The organism is Psychrobacter sp. CX97, assembly GCF_057396285.1.
On the sequence record NZ_JBXYJE010000008.1, the window covers coordinates 77,879 to 94,927 of the forward strand.

Annotated in this window: 14 protein-coding genes; 9 read left to right on the plus strand and 5 right to left on the minus strand. The window is 38.3% G+C overall.

All coding sequences use genetic code 11. From position 1 onward, the window contains the following. Window positions 1–521: 521 nt before the first annotated feature. The 4 genes from AC2SLL_RS07975 (at window position 522) to AC2SLL_RS07990 (ending at window position 4,809) form a co-directional block, all read left to right on the plus strand. Window positions 522–1,913 (plus strand): NAD-dependent succinate-semialdehyde dehydrogenase, encoded by a 1,392-nt coding sequence (locus AC2SLL_RS07975; protein ID WP_486531159.1) that lies wholly within the window; start codon window positions 522–524, stop codon window positions 1,911–1,913. Window positions 1,914–2,249: 336 nt separating this feature from the next. Beyond that, window positions 2,250–2,981: an ABC transporter permease gene (locus AC2SLL_RS07980; protein WP_486531245.1), complete on the plus strand. Its 732-nt coding sequence runs from the start codon at window positions 2,250–2,252 to the stop codon at window positions 2,979–2,981. A 108-nt stretch (window positions 2,982–3,089) separates the two neighbouring features. Continuing rightward, a complete protein-coding gene (locus AC2SLL_RS07985; protein WP_486531246.1) occupies window positions 3,090–4,019 on the plus strand; it encodes an ABC transporter substrate-binding protein in 930 nt (309 codons plus the stop codon). A gap of 55 nt (window positions 4,020–4,074) precedes the next feature. Then, entirely contained in the window at window positions 4,075–4,809 is a 735-nt protein-coding gene (locus tag AC2SLL_RS07990) for an ABC transporter ATP-binding protein (protein ID WP_486531160.1), read from the plus strand. Between the two features lie 261 nt (window positions 4,810–5,070). On the opposite strand, the gene purN is transcribed toward AC2SLL_RS07990, so the two are convergent. Further along, window positions 5,071–5,805: a phosphoribosylglycinamide formyltransferase gene (gene purN / locus AC2SLL_RS07995; protein ID WP_486531161.1), complete on the minus strand. Its 735-nt coding sequence runs from the start codon at window positions 5,803–5,805 to the stop codon at window positions 5,071–5,073. A gap of 1 nt (window position 5,806) precedes the next feature. Further along, a complete protein-coding gene (gene purM, locus AC2SLL_RS08000) occupies window positions 5,807–6,919 on the minus strand; it encodes a phosphoribosylformylglycinamidine cyclo-ligase (protein WP_486531162.1) in 1,113 nt (370 codons plus the stop codon). Between the two features lie 374 nt (window positions 6,920–7,293). Between purM and AC2SLL_RS08005 the strand changes: the two genes are divergently transcribed. The 3 genes from AC2SLL_RS08005 to AC2SLL_RS08015 all read left to right on the plus strand — a co-directional run bounded on the left by AC2SLL_RS08005 (window position 7,294) and on the right by AC2SLL_RS08015 (window position 10,519). Further along, entirely contained in the window at window positions 7,294–8,394 is a 1,101-nt protein-coding gene (locus AC2SLL_RS08005; protein WP_486531163.1) for an AI-2E family transporter, read from the plus strand. 531 nt (window positions 8,395–8,925) lie between these two features. Then, window positions 8,926–9,741 (plus strand): DnaA regulatory inactivator Hda, encoded by an 816-nt coding sequence (gene hda / locus AC2SLL_RS08010; RefSeq protein ID WP_486531164.1) that lies wholly within the window; start codon window positions 8,926–8,928, stop codon window positions 9,739–9,741. 127 nt (window positions 9,742–9,868) lie between these two features. Then, on the plus strand, window positions 9,869–10,519 hold the full coding sequence (locus AC2SLL_RS08015) for a DUF2057 family protein (RefSeq protein WP_486531165.1): 651 nt from the start codon (window positions 9,869–9,871) through the stop codon (window positions 10,517–10,519). 148 nt (window positions 10,520–10,667) lie between these two features. Here the strand turns inward: AC2SLL_RS08015 and AC2SLL_RS08020 are convergent, their stop codons facing one another. Together AC2SLL_RS08020 and AC2SLL_RS08025 are read right to left on the minus strand one after the other, a co-directional pair. After that, window positions 10,668–11,138, minus strand: coding sequence for a Dps family protein (locus AC2SLL_RS08020; protein ID WP_486531166.1), 471 nt, complete (start codon window positions 11,136–11,138; stop codon window positions 10,668–10,670). Between the two features lie 353 nt (window positions 11,139–11,491). Then, window positions 11,492–12,151: a YcxB family protein gene (locus tag AC2SLL_RS08025; RefSeq protein WP_486531167.1), complete on the minus strand. Its 660-nt coding sequence runs from the start codon at window positions 12,149–12,151 to the stop codon at window positions 11,492–11,494. A 246-nt stretch (window positions 12,152–12,397) separates the two neighbouring features. Between AC2SLL_RS08025 and serS the strand changes: the two genes are divergently transcribed. Together serS and tkt are read left to right on the plus strand one after the other, a co-directional pair. Beyond that, window positions 12,398–13,684, plus strand: coding sequence for a serine--tRNA ligase (gene serS, locus AC2SLL_RS08030; RefSeq protein ID WP_486531168.1), 1,287 nt, complete (start codon window positions 12,398–12,400; stop codon window positions 13,682–13,684). A 183-nt stretch (window positions 13,685–13,867) separates the two neighbouring features. Next, window positions 13,868–15,868, plus strand: a complete 2,001-nt coding sequence (gene tkt, locus AC2SLL_RS08035) for a transketolase (RefSeq protein WP_486531169.1) — start codon at window positions 13,868–13,870, stop codon at window positions 15,866–15,868. A 171-nt stretch (window positions 15,869–16,039) separates the two neighbouring features. On the opposite strand, the gene AC2SLL_RS08040 is transcribed toward tkt, so the two are convergent. Then, on the minus strand, window positions 16,040–17,047 hold the full coding sequence (locus AC2SLL_RS08040; RefSeq protein WP_486531170.1) for a peptide ABC transporter ATP-binding protein: 1,008 nt from the start codon (window positions 17,045–17,047) through the stop codon (window positions 16,040–16,042). Window positions 17,048–17,049: the final 2 nt, after the last annotated feature.

The following is a 17,049-nucleotide window of genomic DNA, read 5'->3' on the forward strand; positions in this document are numbered from 1 at the left end:
AATTTAGATAGGGTCTGATGAACATTCATCATATCATCATAACGATGACGCAGATTTGAGAGTAAGTTAACTGTCATGTAAAAGTTGGCTAAATTTGCCTTACTCTGTGTCGTTGAATTGGTCAATATCTAGGTATTAACGGCATTTATCTGCTTGATTAACACAAATTCCGCTTAATTTTTCCTCTGAAGACAACTTTTAAACAGACTCTAATTCGTTTAAAAAACAAGATCTTATTGAGTAAAAACGTTAATTTTATAATATTTTTTTCAATTAATTAACAAGTCGACCACAATGTATAACAACTGATAAAACTATCTCATTCTCCATGTGGTACTCTTATTAATCTAATGATTTAGGTCACTATTATCTATATTTCTATTATCTATATTAAAGGGCGTTAGCACTTTTAAATGACCTAAATGAAATGATTTGTTATTAAAACTGTTCATTTACCAGACTGGACAAATTATTCATCTAATAGTAAGAATGTAGATAAGATTAAAACGAGGATAATATATATGCCAGATATTACAACGATTAACCCAGCCACTGGTAAAACTATTGAAACTTACAATTATATGAGTGATAGTGAAATCACTAATATAATAGATGAATCGCATGAAGCCTTTCTAAAGTGGCGAGAAGTTTCGCACGAAGAGCGTGCCCAAGTCATACAATCTATTGGTAAAAAATTGCTGGAATATAAAGAAGATCTTGCCCGTCTTATGACGAAAGAGCGAGGCAAGACCTATAAACAAAGTTTGCAAGAAGTTGATTTATGTAAAAGTATTTGCGACTTTACAGCGGAGCAAGGTGTTGCTGCCTTAGCTTCTGAGGAGCGCGATGTTAAAGGTTTAAAAAAAGGCTTAATCAGCTACGAGCCTATTGGTATCATCTACGGTATCCAGCCATGGAACTATCCGGCGTATCAGGTCTTTAGATACACTATTGCTAATTTGATGGCGGGTAACAGTGTATTACTTAAGCATGCTTCAAACGTAACGGGTTCAGCCTTATTAATTGAAAAAATATTGCATGAATCTGATCTACCGAATGCGTTATTTCGTGCTTTAATTATTGATCACGATGCATCAGAAAAAGTGATTGATAATAATAAAGTGCGCGGCGTTACTCTAACAGGTAGTGATAAAGCAGGCTCAGTTGTTGCTCAGCAAGCCGCCAAAGTGCTCAAGAAAACAGTGATGGAGCTCGGCTCAAATGATGCATTTATTGTTCTAGAAGATGCCGATTTAGATTTAGCTGCTAAAACATGCGCCTATGCAAGACTTTATAATAATGGTGAAACGTGCGTCGCTGCCAAACGTTTTGTGGTTGTAGATAGTGTTTACGATAAGTTCCGTGATTTAATTATTGAGAAATTCAAAAATTACTCAGTCGGCGACCCGATGCAGGAGTCAACCGATATCGGTCCTATGTCTAGTACTAAGCAACGTGACAGTCTTCATAAGCAAGTCAAAGAAAGTATTGAAAAAGGGGCAATAGTAACCCTAGGCGGGGAGATTCTAGAGAGTGAAGGTGCTTATTATCCGCCAACAATCCTAGAAAATATTACACCTGACCAGCCTGCCTATAAAGATGAGCTGTTTGGTCCAGTAGCCTCTTTAATACGTGCCAAAGATCAAGATGACGCTCTACGTATTGCTAATGACAGCCGCTATGGTCTTGGTGGCGCGATTTTTTCTAAAGATGAAGAGAAAGCTATCCAATTAGCCCAGCAGTACTTTGACACTGGTATGATTTATATTAATGGATATAGCTTAGTACATCCTGGTCTGCCCTTTGGCGGTGTAAAGGACTCAGGTTATGGCCGTGAACATGGTGGGTTCGGTATTAAGGAGTTTGTTAATATTAAAGCGGTTCATGTTGTCAGTAAAAATCCCGTTAAATAATGATCTGGTAGAATTGTTAATACAAACGCACTGGAAAAGTAAGCCCTGCTAATTGAATGATTAGCAGGGCTTTTCCCAGTTGGTAAAATGGATTGAATGAGCGTAGCATCATAAAAAGAGACGGTGGTTTTGCACTAAATCTCTTAACATAAATTAAAGTTATTACTAGTGTTTAAAACACCTGTTTAAGAATTAATTTCATTAAGTATGTTTGTGTTTGTTAGAATCCAAGGTTCTTAAAATGTTAAAACAATATCATCGATAACCCCTTGACCGAGAGTAGCTGTGAAGCGTTTACCAAATAAACAGAGTGAGCTAAAAAAAAGAACGGTTGGTATGGTTAAAAGCTATATTTTAGTGATTTTAATCTTACTTATTTGGCAGCTGTGTGTCCAACTAAAGTTTATCCCAGATTATTTACTCCCTTCGCCGGTTCAGATAGTAAAGGCTTTTATTGATGACTTTGGGCTACTGATGATGCATGCTAAATATACATTGGCGACTGCCTTCCTAGGTACTACTATTGGTCTTATCGTTAGTTTTATTCTATCTATTTGCATGGATTTATCCAAAACAATAAGAGAGATGGTTTATCCGATTATTTTGTTAAACCAGACTATCCCCACAATTGCGATTGCGCCACTGCTTATTATTTGGCTTGGATATGGAATTACCCCTAAAGTCGTTTTAGTTGTTTTATCAGTATTCTTTCCAATTACCATTGCCTTGATTGATGGTTATCAATCTGTCAGCCGTGAACATCTCAATTTATTCAAATCTATGCAAGCCAGCAAATATCAAATATATCGCCATTTAAAAATCCCATCAGCTATGGGCTTCTTTTTCACGGGTCTTAAAGTTGCATTATCATATGCTTTAATCTCTGCGGTGATTGCAGAGTGGCTTGGTGGATATTATGGATTAGGGGTGTATATGACCCGAGTTCGTAAGTCTTACGATTTAGATAGTATGTTTGCTGTCATATTTTTCATAAGCTTTTTAACTGTTTTACTAATCTCATTGGTTAAATGGTTAGAAAGGCGTGCTTTTAAACACCAATACTTATAAGGATGAGCCAATATGACTCAATCTTTTTTAGCAGGACATAACACTATAAAAACATATTTACGGTCACTTCAAATATTAATGTTAACGTTATTAGGTAGCTTTAGCATCATGGCATGTCAGCCCAAGGTTGAAAATACTGCAGCCACTGACAATGCTGATAAATTAACTGACTTTGTGATCTCTTTAGATTGGGTACCTAATACCAATCATACAGGCCTTTATGTGGCTTTAGAAAACGGCTACTTTGATGAGCAGGGTCTTAACGTAAAAATTGTTCAGCCTAGTGAGGACAGTGCCTCGACTTTAGTTGCTCATAAAAGAGCTGATTTTGGCATTTACTTTCAGCCAAATATGGTAAAAAAACTGGAAAAAGAGATGCCTATTACAGCAGTAGCGGCAATCTTACAACATAATCCAGTAGGTCTTATGTCACTTAAATCATTAGGTGCACAAACACCCAAAGATTTAAATGGTAAGCGCTACTCGACGTGGGAAGACCCCGTTGATGATGCGACGGTTGCCAAGCTTGTGGGTAATAACTTAGTCAAAATCCCAGGCGAAGCAACAGATGCTAGTGTTGCCTTACGTATGAACCAGTTTGACTATATTTTAGCATTTTATGGTTGGGATGGTATTCACTCAAAAATAGAAGGTGTAGATACAAACTTCTTTTTCTTAAAAGATTATGAACCAGTATTCGACTATTATTCGCCAGTTATTATTGCCAATAATGAGTTATTAGCCAAAAATCCAGAGCTGGCTAAAAAAGCATTAATAGCCATTAATAAAGGATATGTGTATGCCGCTAAAAACCCAGATAAAAGTGCAGAGATTTTAATTAAGCATGTGCCAGAGATTAATAAAGAGCTTGCTCTAGAGAGTCAGAGATATTTATCTACACAGTATTTAGGTGATAATGGCGAGTGGGGTAAGTTTGATTATGACCGTTGGGATAGGTTTTTTGACTGGGTTTATGACAATAAACTGATCGATGAGCCACTACCGCCTCAAGCGGGCGTGAGTAACGACTACCTATAGTCTAGTCAAATAGGTTTGATTATTGATGCTTTTACTTATAAGTTGAGTCATACAGATGGATAAAGTGCTCATTTTAGAAAATATAACCCACTCGTTTAATGCCAACCCTATTTTTGAGAAATTAAGCTTAGAAATCATGAAAAATGATGTGGTCAGTATTGTGGGCACTAGTGGTGTTGGTAAAACAACCTTATTTAATATTGCTGCTGGTCTGCTTATACCAAGTGATGGTCAGGTATGGGTTAATGGCAGGAACACAACAGGGCAGGCGGGAACAGTGGGTTATATGCTACAAAAAGACTTACTACTGCCTTTTAAAACAGTCTATGAGAATATTAGCTTGCCTTTAGTGTTACGGGGTCTCAGCAAAGTTGAAATTGCAGAGATTGTTAATCCTCAGCTGGTACATTTTGGCTTGCAAGGTTTAGAGACGCAATATCCACAAAATTTATCTGGTGGACAAAAGCAGCGGGCAGCACTTTTAAGAACTTATCTAAGTGATAATCCTATTATGCTACTGGACGAGCCGTTTTCAGCACTCGACTTTGTGACTAAAGATGAGATGTATGATTGGTTTAGCAAGTTACAAAAGCGTCTGGATTTAACCTGTTTAATTATTACTCATGATATCGATGAAGCTATCTTTTTATCCAATTATATTTATATCCTAAAAGGTTCACCTGCCCATTTGACTGACAAGTTTGACATTCCAAAATATGCAGGATTTTTGGATAGTCAGGAATATCTAACCTTAAAGAGGAAAATATTAGCAGCTATTCAAGCTCAATAGTTTTAGCATATGGTTTTAATATTAAAAAAGCTCAAGTGAATAATCGCTTGAGCTTTATTTAAATTATAAGCCTGTAATGAGAGGAATTGAAACTAATTTAGAGTCTGTTGATCCCTCAAATAGGGAACTGGCGCCGAAGCTTTTATTAAGTAATGGGTTTTCAATCAATATGCAGTGAAACTTTGGATGCTTCATTATTCTAAGTTAGAAAGTTTTAGCTCTCACTAGTCTTAATTTTTGAAGGTTCAATAGGCCTAGACCTTAGTCAAATAAAAGTTTTAATGGTAGTGCTGGTAAGTACTTTAAGCTTTGAGATTTAGGATCATGTTTCAATGTATTAATATCAATTGCACCTTTAGCAATTAATAAAATTGTCCAAGGTAGAATCAGGTGCTCAATTTTTTGTACTTTAGATTGTAGAGTATTAGAATCATCGTTGTCGTCTATTTCTAAAACAGCTTGAGTTAATAGTTGACCGGCATCAAGCTCAGCGGTCACAACATGCACGCTACAACCGTGATGCGTGTCGCCAGCCTCTAAGGCTCTTTGATGCGTATTCAGACCCTTATACTTAGGGAGTAGAGAAGGGTGCAGATTGATCATTGGGGCTGGCGCAGAGTCGATAAAATCTTCACTTAACACCCGCATAAAACCAGCTAACACTATCAGATCGGGCTGCCACTCATTTAACTTCTGATTTGCATAATGCTCAAAAGTCTTAATTCCCATACGTTTACCTGCATTATCGCCAGTTTTGATATGCGATAAAACAGTGGTGTTGATATTAGCTAGTTTGGCTCGAGTGATTGCAAAAGCCTCATTATTATTACTAATGACCCCTACTATCTCGATCGGAAGCTCGCCTGCCTGCATGGCATCTATCAATACTTGTAAGTTGCTACCATTACCAGAAACCAATACAGCCACTTTTAAAAGCGTGCTGTGATTTGGCTCAGCTGTGATTAGGGTATTGTTTAGGGATGACGTTATATTCATATTATAAGTAAACCACCGCATCATCTTGACGAGCAATCATACGGCCTAATCTCCAAGCGCTTTCACCTGTTTGATTGACAGTTTCTACTACTTGATCGGCTATCTGGTGTGGAACTACTATGACAAAGCCGACACCACAGTTAAAGGTTCGGTACATCTCTGATTGTTTTATATTACCGTGCTCTTGCAACCAGTTAAATAGCTCAGGCATGTGCCAGCTTTTGGTGTCGATTTCTGCAGATAAGTGATTAGGCAGTACGCGTGGTAAGTTTTCAGTAAAGCCGCCACCTGTGATATGCGACATAGCATGAAGGTTTTCGTTGCCAACCGATTTTTGCAATGCTTGAATAGCTTTAACATAAATCTTTGTCGGGGCCATTAAAGCATCAGTAATGGGTTTACCATCTAAACGCTCGGTAGAATTTGCAAGATCAATACCACTGACTTCAATAACTTTACGAATCAGGGAGTAACCATTTGAATGAGCACCACTTGATGCGATACCAATAAGCACATCACCTTCGGCTACTTTCTCGCCTGTGATAACGTCGCTTTCTTCAACAACGCCCACACAAAAACCAGCTAAGTCGTAATCGTCATCTTGATACATACCTGGCATTTCAGCAGTCTCGCCACCGATTAACGCGCAGTTTGACTGTCTGCACCCTTCTCCTATACCGGTAACTACTGAAGCAGCGGTATCGACGTCTAGCTTACCAGTAGCATAGTAGTCTAAAAAGAAGAGAGGCTCAGCACCGCAAACGAGCAAGTCGTTAACACACATGGCTACTAAATCAATACCGATAGTGTCGTGGCGGTTGAGCTGTAGAGCAAGCTTAAGTTTAGTTCCAACACCATCTGTACCTGAAACGAGCAATGGAGAGGTATATCCAGTAGGAATACGGCATAGCGCACCGAAACCGCCTAAACCACCTACAACTTCAGAGCGAGAGGTAGATTTTGCAACAGATTTTATGCGTTGTACCAAGGCATTACCTGCATCAATATCTACACCAGCATCTTTGTAACTTAAAGAAGTTGAACTATTTAAAGAATTTGAGCTATTAGTGTTAGATGACGTATCAGTTTGAGAATTTAGATTTTTTTGGTTCATGGGGTTAGCAAACCTTGTAAGCAAATATTGAAGTTATGGAGTAGGAGAGTATAAAGTTATTATACTTGGATGTGATGGTCGATGGGCAAATATTATAGTCATAAAGAGTGTTGTCGCAAAATTTACCTATCAAAGTAAACAAAAAGTGACTAAATATTAGTTAACGTTTAGTCTAATACCGATTAAAATGGTTTGTTAAAGTAATATGTAGCAATAACAAAAGAAAAAACTTGATAATCATTTATAATTCAACTAATTCTTGAACTAAGTATTTAACCCATTATTTAAGCAGTCGTTTAAACAATGAATAATTTAAGCAATGAACAATTCAACTCAAAAAATAATTCTAAGTCGCCTATTTGAGATAAAATATCATGCGTCAACAAACTATCGACCCTTTTTTTAGACGTCTACTAATAACGGCTCTATTGGTTTTATCATTGTGGTTAATATATAAGCTAATCCCAGTGTTAATGCCTTTTATTGTGGCTTTCATTCTTGCATATCTGCTTAATCCAATAGTGGCATTTCTATCGCGCTATATGAAGCGCTGGATAGGTATTTTACTTGTTTATGGCGTCATTTCACTCGGTTTGGGTGTATTATTATGGTGGTTTATTCCAACGTTGTGGCAACAGCTTCAAGCTGCTTGGGATTACGTACCGCGTATCGTCGAATGGTATAATCAAGACGTGAGGACATGGTTTAATCAACATAGCCGGTTTGGATTACCTCCGCTTCAGTCTCAAGAGATTTCAAATACCTTAGTTAAGTATTTGAATAAAAATTACAATGCAGAAGATGCTCAGTCACTATTCAAAAACCTTATGAATTCGGGCTTAACTGTTATTAATAATGCGGGTCTCATTATTTTAGTGCCGATTTTAACCTTTTATTATTTATTTAATTGGGACAAGCGAATTAAATCGTGGAAGCTTGCTCTACCAAGTCAAGGTAGACAAAAAGTGATTCAAATCGCTAAGGACTGTGATGCAGCTTTAATGGCTTTTGTTAAAGGTCAGCTGTTGGTTATGATTTTACTTGGCGTGATATACGCCGTTCAGTTGCAATTGATTGGTTTAGAATTAGGGCTAATAATTGGCTTGGTCGCTGGCATCGCCAGTTTTGTCCCTTATTTAGGTACAGGGATAGGTATTATTGGTGCGATTATTGCCGGATTATTCCAATTTGGTTTAGACTGGGTTCATTTGGGGCTAATAGTCGGTGCATTCATGGTAGGGCAGGCGATAGAAGGCTATGTCTTACAGCCGCTTCTTTTAGGGGATAAAATTGGATTATCGCCCCTATGGGTCATTTTCTCTGTACTGGCTGGTGCGAGCTTACTTGGCTTTGTTGGGATGCTTATTGCTTTGCCTGTGTCTGCAGTCATCAACGTTTTATTTCAGCATGCTTATAATGCTTATAAAGAAACAGAGTTCTATAGAGGCAAGAAACAATATAAATTATTTAAATAGTTTGGGTAGGTTTGAAAATAGCGTAAATTGTGTCCAGGTTATGATTTATGGTTATTGGCAGTGACTATTCTGAATTTATGGCGTTGATACGCTGTTGTTAGTTTATCAGTCAGTTAATCAGTTAGTTAGTCTAGCTCCTAGCTAAGTTGGCAATAAATATTGTCTAGGTTTATGCCTAGTATCATACACAGCTCTGATACACCAGATCAATTAGTAATGGCTATTTGCCAATGACGAGACACAGCCTATTTATCCTTTTTAATACCAATATACCTTTGGGTCTCTTTATTGAGTATTTATATTTAGTCCTTAAACCTTTGATTTAACTCGGTGTAGACAACACAATGAGAAAAAATTACGGATAGCGTGTATAATGTATAACTAAGTGATTAACTGTATAAGCTATGGCAAACGTAAACGTTATGCTACTATCGACTATCTTCAATATAATATAATCCCAATAAGTTTTTAAAAACGAACTATAATCGAAAATTGGTGTCATATTATGTACCGTATCGAGATGCAAGCGTAATGATGAATCAACTAAGCTTAAATCTAGATGTAAGACAGGATGCAAGTCTGAGCGACTTTGCTGGTCCCGGATGGACGACGCTCATAGACGCCATTCGACAACTACATGTCGGCCTTATTGGGCAAATGTATATTTATGGTAGTGCGGCCACTGGTAAAACCCATTTACTTTCTGCCATATGTGAATCCTATATGGAGATGGATAAGTCGGCAATCTGCCTATCTCTTAAAGACTTAATAAATACTGATGTTAGTGTATTGGCTTCTTTAGAAAGCTTTGATTTAATTGCTATTGACGATTTAGAATCTATTAAACATAGTCGTAGTTGGCAAGAAGCAATCTTTCATCTTATCAACCGTAGTTATGAGGGGCAATGCCAGTTAATTTTTGCTGCCAGAACCACCGCTAGTGAACTTCCTTTCCAACTTCCAGATTTACTCACTCGCCTAATTCAGGCTCCCGCATTTCGTGTGCCAGAGGGTCATGATTTTGCAGATAGAAAAGCCTTACTAGAGTCTGTCATGCGCCGGCGTGGTTGGCAATTTGATAATCGCATTATTGAGCATTTGCTCAATGAAGGGCCCCATCGTATTGGTGGAATGCTGGATATATTGAATATTATTCAACCTTTATTTTCAAATTTAAATAGAGCCCATGTCTCTAAAACGGTCATAAATGAAGCCATTGCGATGATTGATGAACATACATTAATTGCTGAGTTAGAAGATATCACTCTAGAAGCGCAAGAAGATTATTTGTCTAAATCTGAAGAAAATATTACCTATCGTTCTGATAATATTACTTTTAATTTTTAGCGGTTGGGGTGGGAGAGGTTTTATTTAACAAGCAACATTTATATATTTATTTAAATTTTTGTGCTACATTTCTAAGCTATATATTATAAAGATATACATAATTAAAAAATCCATCAAAGGACTATTCATGAATAAGATTCAGATTAAAAGCCCGCTCAAAACCTTAATGACTATAACCAGTATTAGCGTACTTTCTCTTAGTTATGCATACGCTGAGGTTACTTTAGACGTTGATGACAATATTAAAGTAACGGCAATTAATGGTAATGAGATTAATCAAAGTGCATTTCAACCTTTAAGAAAGCAGTTTAAGTTACAGCCAGGCAGACATGTTATCACTGCAAAATATGATCGATTATATGATTTGCAAGGTGACAACCACGATTATTTACGTTCCGGTAATGTCACGGTTAGCGCAGATATGCAAGATAGCCAGACTTATCGATTATCCATGCCCGGTCAGCCTGAAGACTATGAGAAAGCACGTGATTATGCTAAAACACCGACGCTAGCAGTAATGCATGGTTCAACGACAATTGCCAAAGTTAAAGGTACCTCAGGTAATAGTAGTATTTTTTCAGGGCTTGCTGGAATCCTTGGTGTCGGTAATTCTGCCCAAGCCTCTAATCAGAGAACGATTGCAGCCATTAATTCGCAGCCAGCCACACAATCTGTTCCTTTAAATGATAATGCAAGTACTTTAGACAAATTTATGAAGCTTTGGTTGCAGGCGACACCTGATGAACGCGAAAAAATTCGTCTGTGGGTCGATAAATAAATGTTTGCTAATAAGCCAAATGTAAAAATGTAAATATGCTGCGCTAAGTTACGTAGTTTTGTTTTTAAAACACTGATAATAAATAAGCCCCGCCAAATATTGACGGGGCTTATTTATTTTTACATTATTTATTACTATGGGGTAAAGATTAACCTAAGAATGCATTGTACATCCAGATTAATTTTTCTTGTTCTTGAGCGTATTCATCAACTAAATCAGCAGTTCCTTGATCATCTGCATTACCTGCCAACTCAGAAACTTGTCGCTGTTCTAAAATAAGCTCTTTAAGTCCTTTAACAACGCCTTCAACACAGGTGCGTCCATCAAATACATTTTTGTCTTCAGAGATATTGGCATGCTCAGCAAAGTCGCTATAAGCATGAAATGGTGTGCCTCCTAGCGTTAAGATACGCTCTGCAATTTCATCAATTTGAACTTGTAAGCTGGTATACAATTCTTCAAACTTTTCATGTAGTGAGAAAAAGTGCTCACCTTTTACATTCCAGTGATAGCCACGAACATTAATGTAAAAAATATGATACGAAGAGAGTAGCCTATTAAGCTTAGCAATTACTTCTGACATATCTGATTTTTCAAGACCAATTTGATTAGTACTCATAATAATTGTCCTTATTTAGTAAAAGAAATATATAGGGATTTAATCTCTTTGAGCTCAATCCCTATTAGCGATTATTATAATAACAATTAAAAAGCGATTAGTTTAATAAATCATACTGAAAACTATCATTTATTATATTTAACTATTGATAACTTATATTGTTTCTTAAAATTAAGGGGTTTAACTATAATTCGATTACAATGCCTATTAATACATATTAATGACTAATATTCAATAAAATAAATATGAGGCAATAAAAAAAGCGGCATAGAACTTTTCTATACCGCGCCGTATTAAATATTATATTTAAGAGAGGTAATTAAACAAGTTTTACTTCATCGGTCATTACGCAATTATTGAGCAATAGAATCAGGTCGAATACCCTGAATTGGAACGACTTCTTTTAAATGTGTACGTATGGTTTCAATCGGGAATTTACGTTGCTCAAGGCGTTTAGGAATGATTTGGCTGCCTTTTTGACCTTGAATCTCAAACATCATGAAAATGAAGTCATCGGTTTCATCCCAGCTCTTTATAGCAGACCAAGGAATGGTTGCTTGTTGAGTATTAGCCGAGCGCATTTGCATGCCTCGCATTGCTTTTGACACATTAGGTTGTACACCCGCATTAGGGGCAGGCATACACATAATTAACCCATGTTTTTGTACACCGAGTTTCATATCGCGCATTTCGGTAGGCATTTCTTGATCGGCAATTTGTTTTTCGAATTCCCTATTAATATACCACTGCATACCAAGGGTACGTATCAACAGATAAATCACAACTAAAGCAAGCATGAGCCAGAATATAATGGTGGAATAGCCTTTTACAAAGATAAGCCCTGCAATAGCAGCAATGACGGTAACCGCCATGATAGCCCATTCTTTAGTTTTGATAGACTTTAATGAAAATCCGGGGTTGGTTTGTTCAAACAACTCGTATTGAGCTTGATGAAACTCATCTTCAGAAATATTTAGCTCAACTGGTTGCAAGGTGTAAGGGTACAATGCCATAAGAATGCTCAATGTGGTTATAAATGTATCAATAGTCAGCGAGTATCTTACCGAAAAGCGTCGTAAATTGGAACGGTTACTATGCTATGCGGGTAACATTAGTCATTATTTGGCTAAATCACAATAAAATTCGGTCTCGTCGTCGATAGGGCGTGGTGAAAAAACACTGAGCTTGGTATCATAGCACCTATTATTTTATCGTATATTTTATATTATCGTTACATATTATCGTCAAAGGATAGGTGCATGATCAATCCAAAGTTATTACGTCAAGACCTAGCAGTGCTTAAAAACAAATTAGCCACTCGTGGGTATGAGCTGGATATTGATTTTTGGCAACAGTTAGAAACAGAGCGCAAGTCTTTGCAAGTAAACACTGAAGACTTGCAGGCTAAACGTAATGCTGGTGCGAAACAAATAGGGCAATTGAAGAAAAATGGAGAAGATGCGAGTGAGTTACTTGCTCAGATGCAAACTATCAGTAGCGATATTAAAGAAGCTGAAGAAGCGTTAAAGACCTTGCAAGATAAAATTAACACTGCGGCTTTGCAAATACCTAATTTGCCAGCAGATGATGTGCCCATTGGCGAATCAGAAGATGATAATGTAGAAGTGCGTAAATGGGGAGTCCCGCGTCAGTTTGATTTTGCTATAAAGGATCATACCGATATTGGCGAAGGTCTGCATATGCTCGACTTTGCGAATGCTGCAAAATTAACAGGTAGCCGCTTTAACGTCTTGACTGGCCAATTAGCACAGCTGCACAGAGCTCTAATTCAATTCATGTTAAACACGCATACTGTTAAATACGGCTACACCGAATGTTATGTACCTTATATAGTGAATTCTGATAGCTTAAGTGGTACAGGGCAGTTGCCTAAGTTTGAAGATGATTTATTTAAGCTAACCAATCACACCAACAATGATGATATGGGATTTTATTTAATCCCTACTGCTGAAGTCCCCATGACCAACTTAGTACGCGATGAGATGCTGGAAACTAAAGATCTACCCATTAAGATGACTGCGCATACGCCTTGTTTTCGTAGTGAAGCAGGATCTCATGGAAGAGATACTCGTGGTCTCATCCGTCAGCATCAGTTTGAAAAAGTAGAGATGGTTAATATTGCTAGATCGTCAGAATCAGATGAGTTGCTTGAAGAAATGACAGGTCAAGCTGAGTATATCTTGCAGCAATTAGATTTGCCCTACCGTGTGGTTAAACTGTGTACAGGGGATATGGGATTTAGTGCAATGCGTACTTATGATATTGAGGTATGGTTGCCAAGTCAGGATACATATCGTGAAATTTCCAGCTGTTCTAACTGTGGCGACTTCCAAGCTCGGCGTATGGGGACACGGGTAAAAGATGGCAAAAAAACTGAACTGGTTCATACTCTAAATGGCTCAGGCTTAGCAGTTGGTCGTACCTTACTGGCAATTATGGAAAATCATCAAAATGAGGATGGCTCAATTACTATCCCTGAAGTATTGCGTCCGTTCATGGGTAACAAGGATAAGATTACCGTTTAGATTGCTACTGATTTTAGAGTGTTACTGATTTTAGAGTGCTACTTATTTTAGAGAGCTAATTATTTTAAATAGGCACAATAAATCCATTTACCTGTGTACCTAAATTTATTACGTTTAAATTGTTTTAATTATATATATTTCATTTGTTATTAACCCATAATCATTAAATATCTAGGATAATTTATGTCAACTCCATTAGCGGAACGCAAACTAGCCAATGCCATTCGAGTTCTATCTTTTGATGCCGTGCAAAAAGCAAATTCTGGTCATCCAGGCGCACCTATGGGTATGGCAGAAATCGCTGAGGTGGTATGGCGCAAATTTTTAAGACATAATCCAGCAAATCCAAATTGGCACAACCGTGACCGTTTTGTGTTATCTAATGGACATGGTTCAATGCTTATCTATTCCCTGCTGCATCTAACAGGCTACGATCTAAGCATTGAAGACTTAAAAAACTTCCGTCAGTTACATTCTAAAACCCCAGGCCATCCAGAATATGGCTATACCCCAGGTGTAGAAACCACCACTGGCCCTTTAGGACAGGGTATTGCGAATGCGGTTGGTTTTGCAATTGCAGAAAAAACCTTAGCCGCACAGTTTAATCGTGAGGGTCATAAAATTATTGACCACAACACCTTTGCCTTTTTAGGCGATGGTTGTTTAATGGAAGGTATTAGTCATGAAGTTTGTTCTTTAGCAGGAACATTAGGGCTTGGTAAGCTTGTATTTTATTATGATGACAACGGCATCTCAATAGATGGTAATGTTGAAGGTTGGTTTACAGACGACACGCAAAAACGTTTTGAGGCATATGGCTGGCAAGTCATTAAAGTAGATGGCCATGATACCGATGCCATTACAAAAGCGACTGAAGATGCTTTGGCAGAAACAGCTAAACCTAGTTTGATTATTTGTAAAACAACCATCGGCTTGGGTAGTCCTAATAAAGCAGGTAAATCATCAAGCCATGGTGCACCATTGGGTGAGGATGAAATTAAACTCACACGTGATGCACTCGCTTGGACGCATGCTCCATTTGAGCTAAATGATGAAATTTATGATGCATGGGATGCGCAGCCAAAAGGTTATGCGCTTGAGAAAAACTGGGATGCAGAGTTTGACGCCTATAAGAAAGCTTATCCTGACTTGGCTGCTGAATTAATACGTCGCCTAAATGGTCAGTTACCTGCTGACTTTGCAGCAAAAGCACAAGAGTATATCCAACAGTGCCAAGATAGAGGGGAAGACGTTGCGAGCCGTAAAGCCAGTTTTAATGCTATCAATACGTTCCAGCCCATGTTGCCAGAGCTATTAGGCGGTTCGGCAGACTTAGCAGGCTCAAATTTAACCCTATTCAAAGGCGCAAAAGGTATTGAGACTGACGCTGATGGCAACTATATCTATTATGGGGTGCGCGAATTTGGTATGACTGCCATTGCTAATGGTATCGCCTTGCATGGTGGGTTTATACCCTACGTAGCGACATTCCTTATGTTTATGGAATATGCTCGCAATGCTGTGCGTATGGGCGCCTTGATGAAGCAGCGTGTGATTCATGTGTACACCCACGACTCAATCGGCCTAGGTGAAGACGGCCCAACCCATCAACCTGTTGAGCAATTAACGAGCTTACGTAGCACGCCGAATATGCACACTTGGCGACCTTGTGACGCTACTGAATCAGCGACTGCTTGGGTAGAAGCCTTAAAAGCTGACAGCACACCATCTGCGCTTATCTTTAGCCGTCAAACCCTACCTCATCAACAGCGTGACAGCGAGCAAGTGGCAAATATTGCTAAAGGTGGCTATGTGTTGGCAAAAGAACAGAGCGAACTGCAAGCCATTATCATCGCAACGGGTTCAGAGGTTGGTTTAGCGATGGACGCTTATCAAACGCTAAGCGAGCAAGGCATTGGTATCCGTGTTGTGTCAATGCCATGCGCTGAGGTGTTTACTGCTCAAAGCGCTGACTATCGTGAATCTGTATTGCCTGCTAATATCTTAGCGCGAGTTGCTGTTGAAGCGGCACATGTAGACTACTGGTATAAGTTTGTTGGTTTAGATGGTAGAGTCATTGGCATGACCACCTATGGAGAATCTGCACCAGCTGGCGAGCTTTATAAAGAATTTGGTATCACGGCTGATGCGGTAGTTGAAGCGGTAACAGATTTGGTTAAATAAACTGATTCAACTAAAGCATATATTAAAAAAAGAGTTGTTGGAGCAGTCTAGCAACTCTTTTTTTATGGTAAGTTCTGTTAATCTACATCAACCCTCCTTTTGTAAAGGAGGGAGCAATAAAGAATAAATTAAATGAATTTAAGTGATATTAACTAATATTTAAGAAAAAGCCTAAGCATAAATTTCTTCTAAGCGTAAACAAGATACCAAACGACCGTCCCATTCACGTAGTTCAGGTTCAACTTGGCTACATTGTTCAGTCGCATAGGGGCAACGCTTATGTAACGCACACCCTGACGGAATATTTAAAGGACTCGGTAACTCCCCTTCAAGTTTGATATTAATCTTCTCTTCAATCACACTTGGCGAGGCAGATAATAGCGCTTTGGTATAAGGGTGTTTTGGATCATTATAAATGGCATGTTTTTCGCCATGTTCAACGGCTTTACCCAAATACATAACCATTAAATCATCAGCAACATGGCGAACAACCGATAGGTTATGCGAGATAAACACATAAGCGGTTTTATACTCGTCTTGCAAGTCCATAAACAGGTTTAAAACTTGCGCTTGAATAGACACATCGAGTGCGGAAGTTGGCTCATCGGCAACCACAATTTTGGGGTTGAGCATCATGGCACGAGCCAATGCAATACGTTGCCTTTGACCGCCAGAGAACATATGTGGATAACGATTTGAATGTTCAGGACGTATCCCCACGTGCTTCATCATCGCTTCAACTTTTTCTTTCTTTTCAGCTTTAGATAATTTGGTATGAATTTCAAGCGGTTCAGCCAATTGAAAGCCAATAGTGTGCCTCGGGTTCAAGCTACTGTATGGGTTTTGAAAAACCATTTGAATCTCAGTGCGCAGTGCTTGTATCTGAGCTTTACTGTGCCCAGCTGTAGCAACACCATTGATATATAATTCGCCACTGGTCGGATCTTCAATCATGGTTAATTGACGGGCGAGTGTGGATTTACCACATCCAGACTCGCCGACAATGGCAAGTGTTTTTCCCGCTTGCAATTCAAATGAGACACCGTTTAAAGCTTTAACCAAGCCCTTACTTTTACCAATACCCATGGACACTGGATAGTGCTTTTGCAAATTGACTGCTTGCAAGACGACTTTTTCGTCACTGACAGTTTGTGTAGAATTTATCGTTGTATTATCCAAAG

Bases quoted from the DNA above. Each gene is read 5' to 3' on its own strand.
- AC2SLL_RS07975 (WP_486531159.1), top strand. From the start codon at position 522: ATGCCAGATATTACAACGATTAACCCAGCCACTGGTAAAACTATTGAA.
- AC2SLL_RS07980 (WP_486531245.1), top strand. From the start codon at position 2,250: ATGGTTAAAAGCTATATTTTAGTGATTTTAATCTTACTTATTTGGCAG.
- AC2SLL_RS07985 (WP_486531246.1), top strand. From the start codon at position 3,090: ATGGCATGTCAGCCCAAGGTTGAAAATACTGCAGCCACTGACAATGCT.
- AC2SLL_RS07990 (WP_486531160.1), top strand. From the start codon at position 4,075: ATGGATAAAGTGCTCATTTTAGAAAATATAACCCACTCGTTTAATGCC.
- purN (WP_486531161.1), bottom strand. From the start codon at position 5,805: ATGAATATAACGTCATCCCTAAACAATACCCTAATCACAGCTGAGCCA.
- purM (WP_486531162.1), bottom strand. From the start codon at position 6,919: ATGAACCAAAAAAATCTAAATTCTCAAACTGATACGTCATCTAACACT.
- AC2SLL_RS08005 (WP_486531163.1), top strand. From the start codon at position 7,294: ATGCGTCAACAAACTATCGACCCTTTTTTTAGACGTCTACTAATAACG.
- hda (WP_486531164.1), top strand. From the start codon at position 8,926: ATGATGAATCAACTAAGCTTAAATCTAGATGTAAGACAGGATGCAAGT.
- AC2SLL_RS08015 (WP_486531165.1), top strand. From the start codon at position 9,869: ATGAATAAGATTCAGATTAAAAGCCCGCTCAAAACCTTAATGACTATA.
- AC2SLL_RS08020 (WP_486531166.1), bottom strand. From the start codon at position 11,138: ATGAGTACTAATCAAATTGGTCTTGAAAAATCAGATATGTCAGAAGTA.
- AC2SLL_RS08025 (WP_486531167.1), bottom strand. From the start codon at position 12,151: ATGGCATTGTACCCTTACACCTTGCAACCAGTTGAGCTAAATATTTCT.
- serS (WP_486531168.1), top strand. From the start codon at position 12,398: ATGATCAATCCAAAGTTATTACGTCAAGACCTAGCAGTGCTTAAAAAC.
- tkt (WP_486531169.1), top strand. From the start codon at position 13,868: ATGTCAACTCCATTAGCGGAACGCAAACTAGCCAATGCCATTCGAGTT.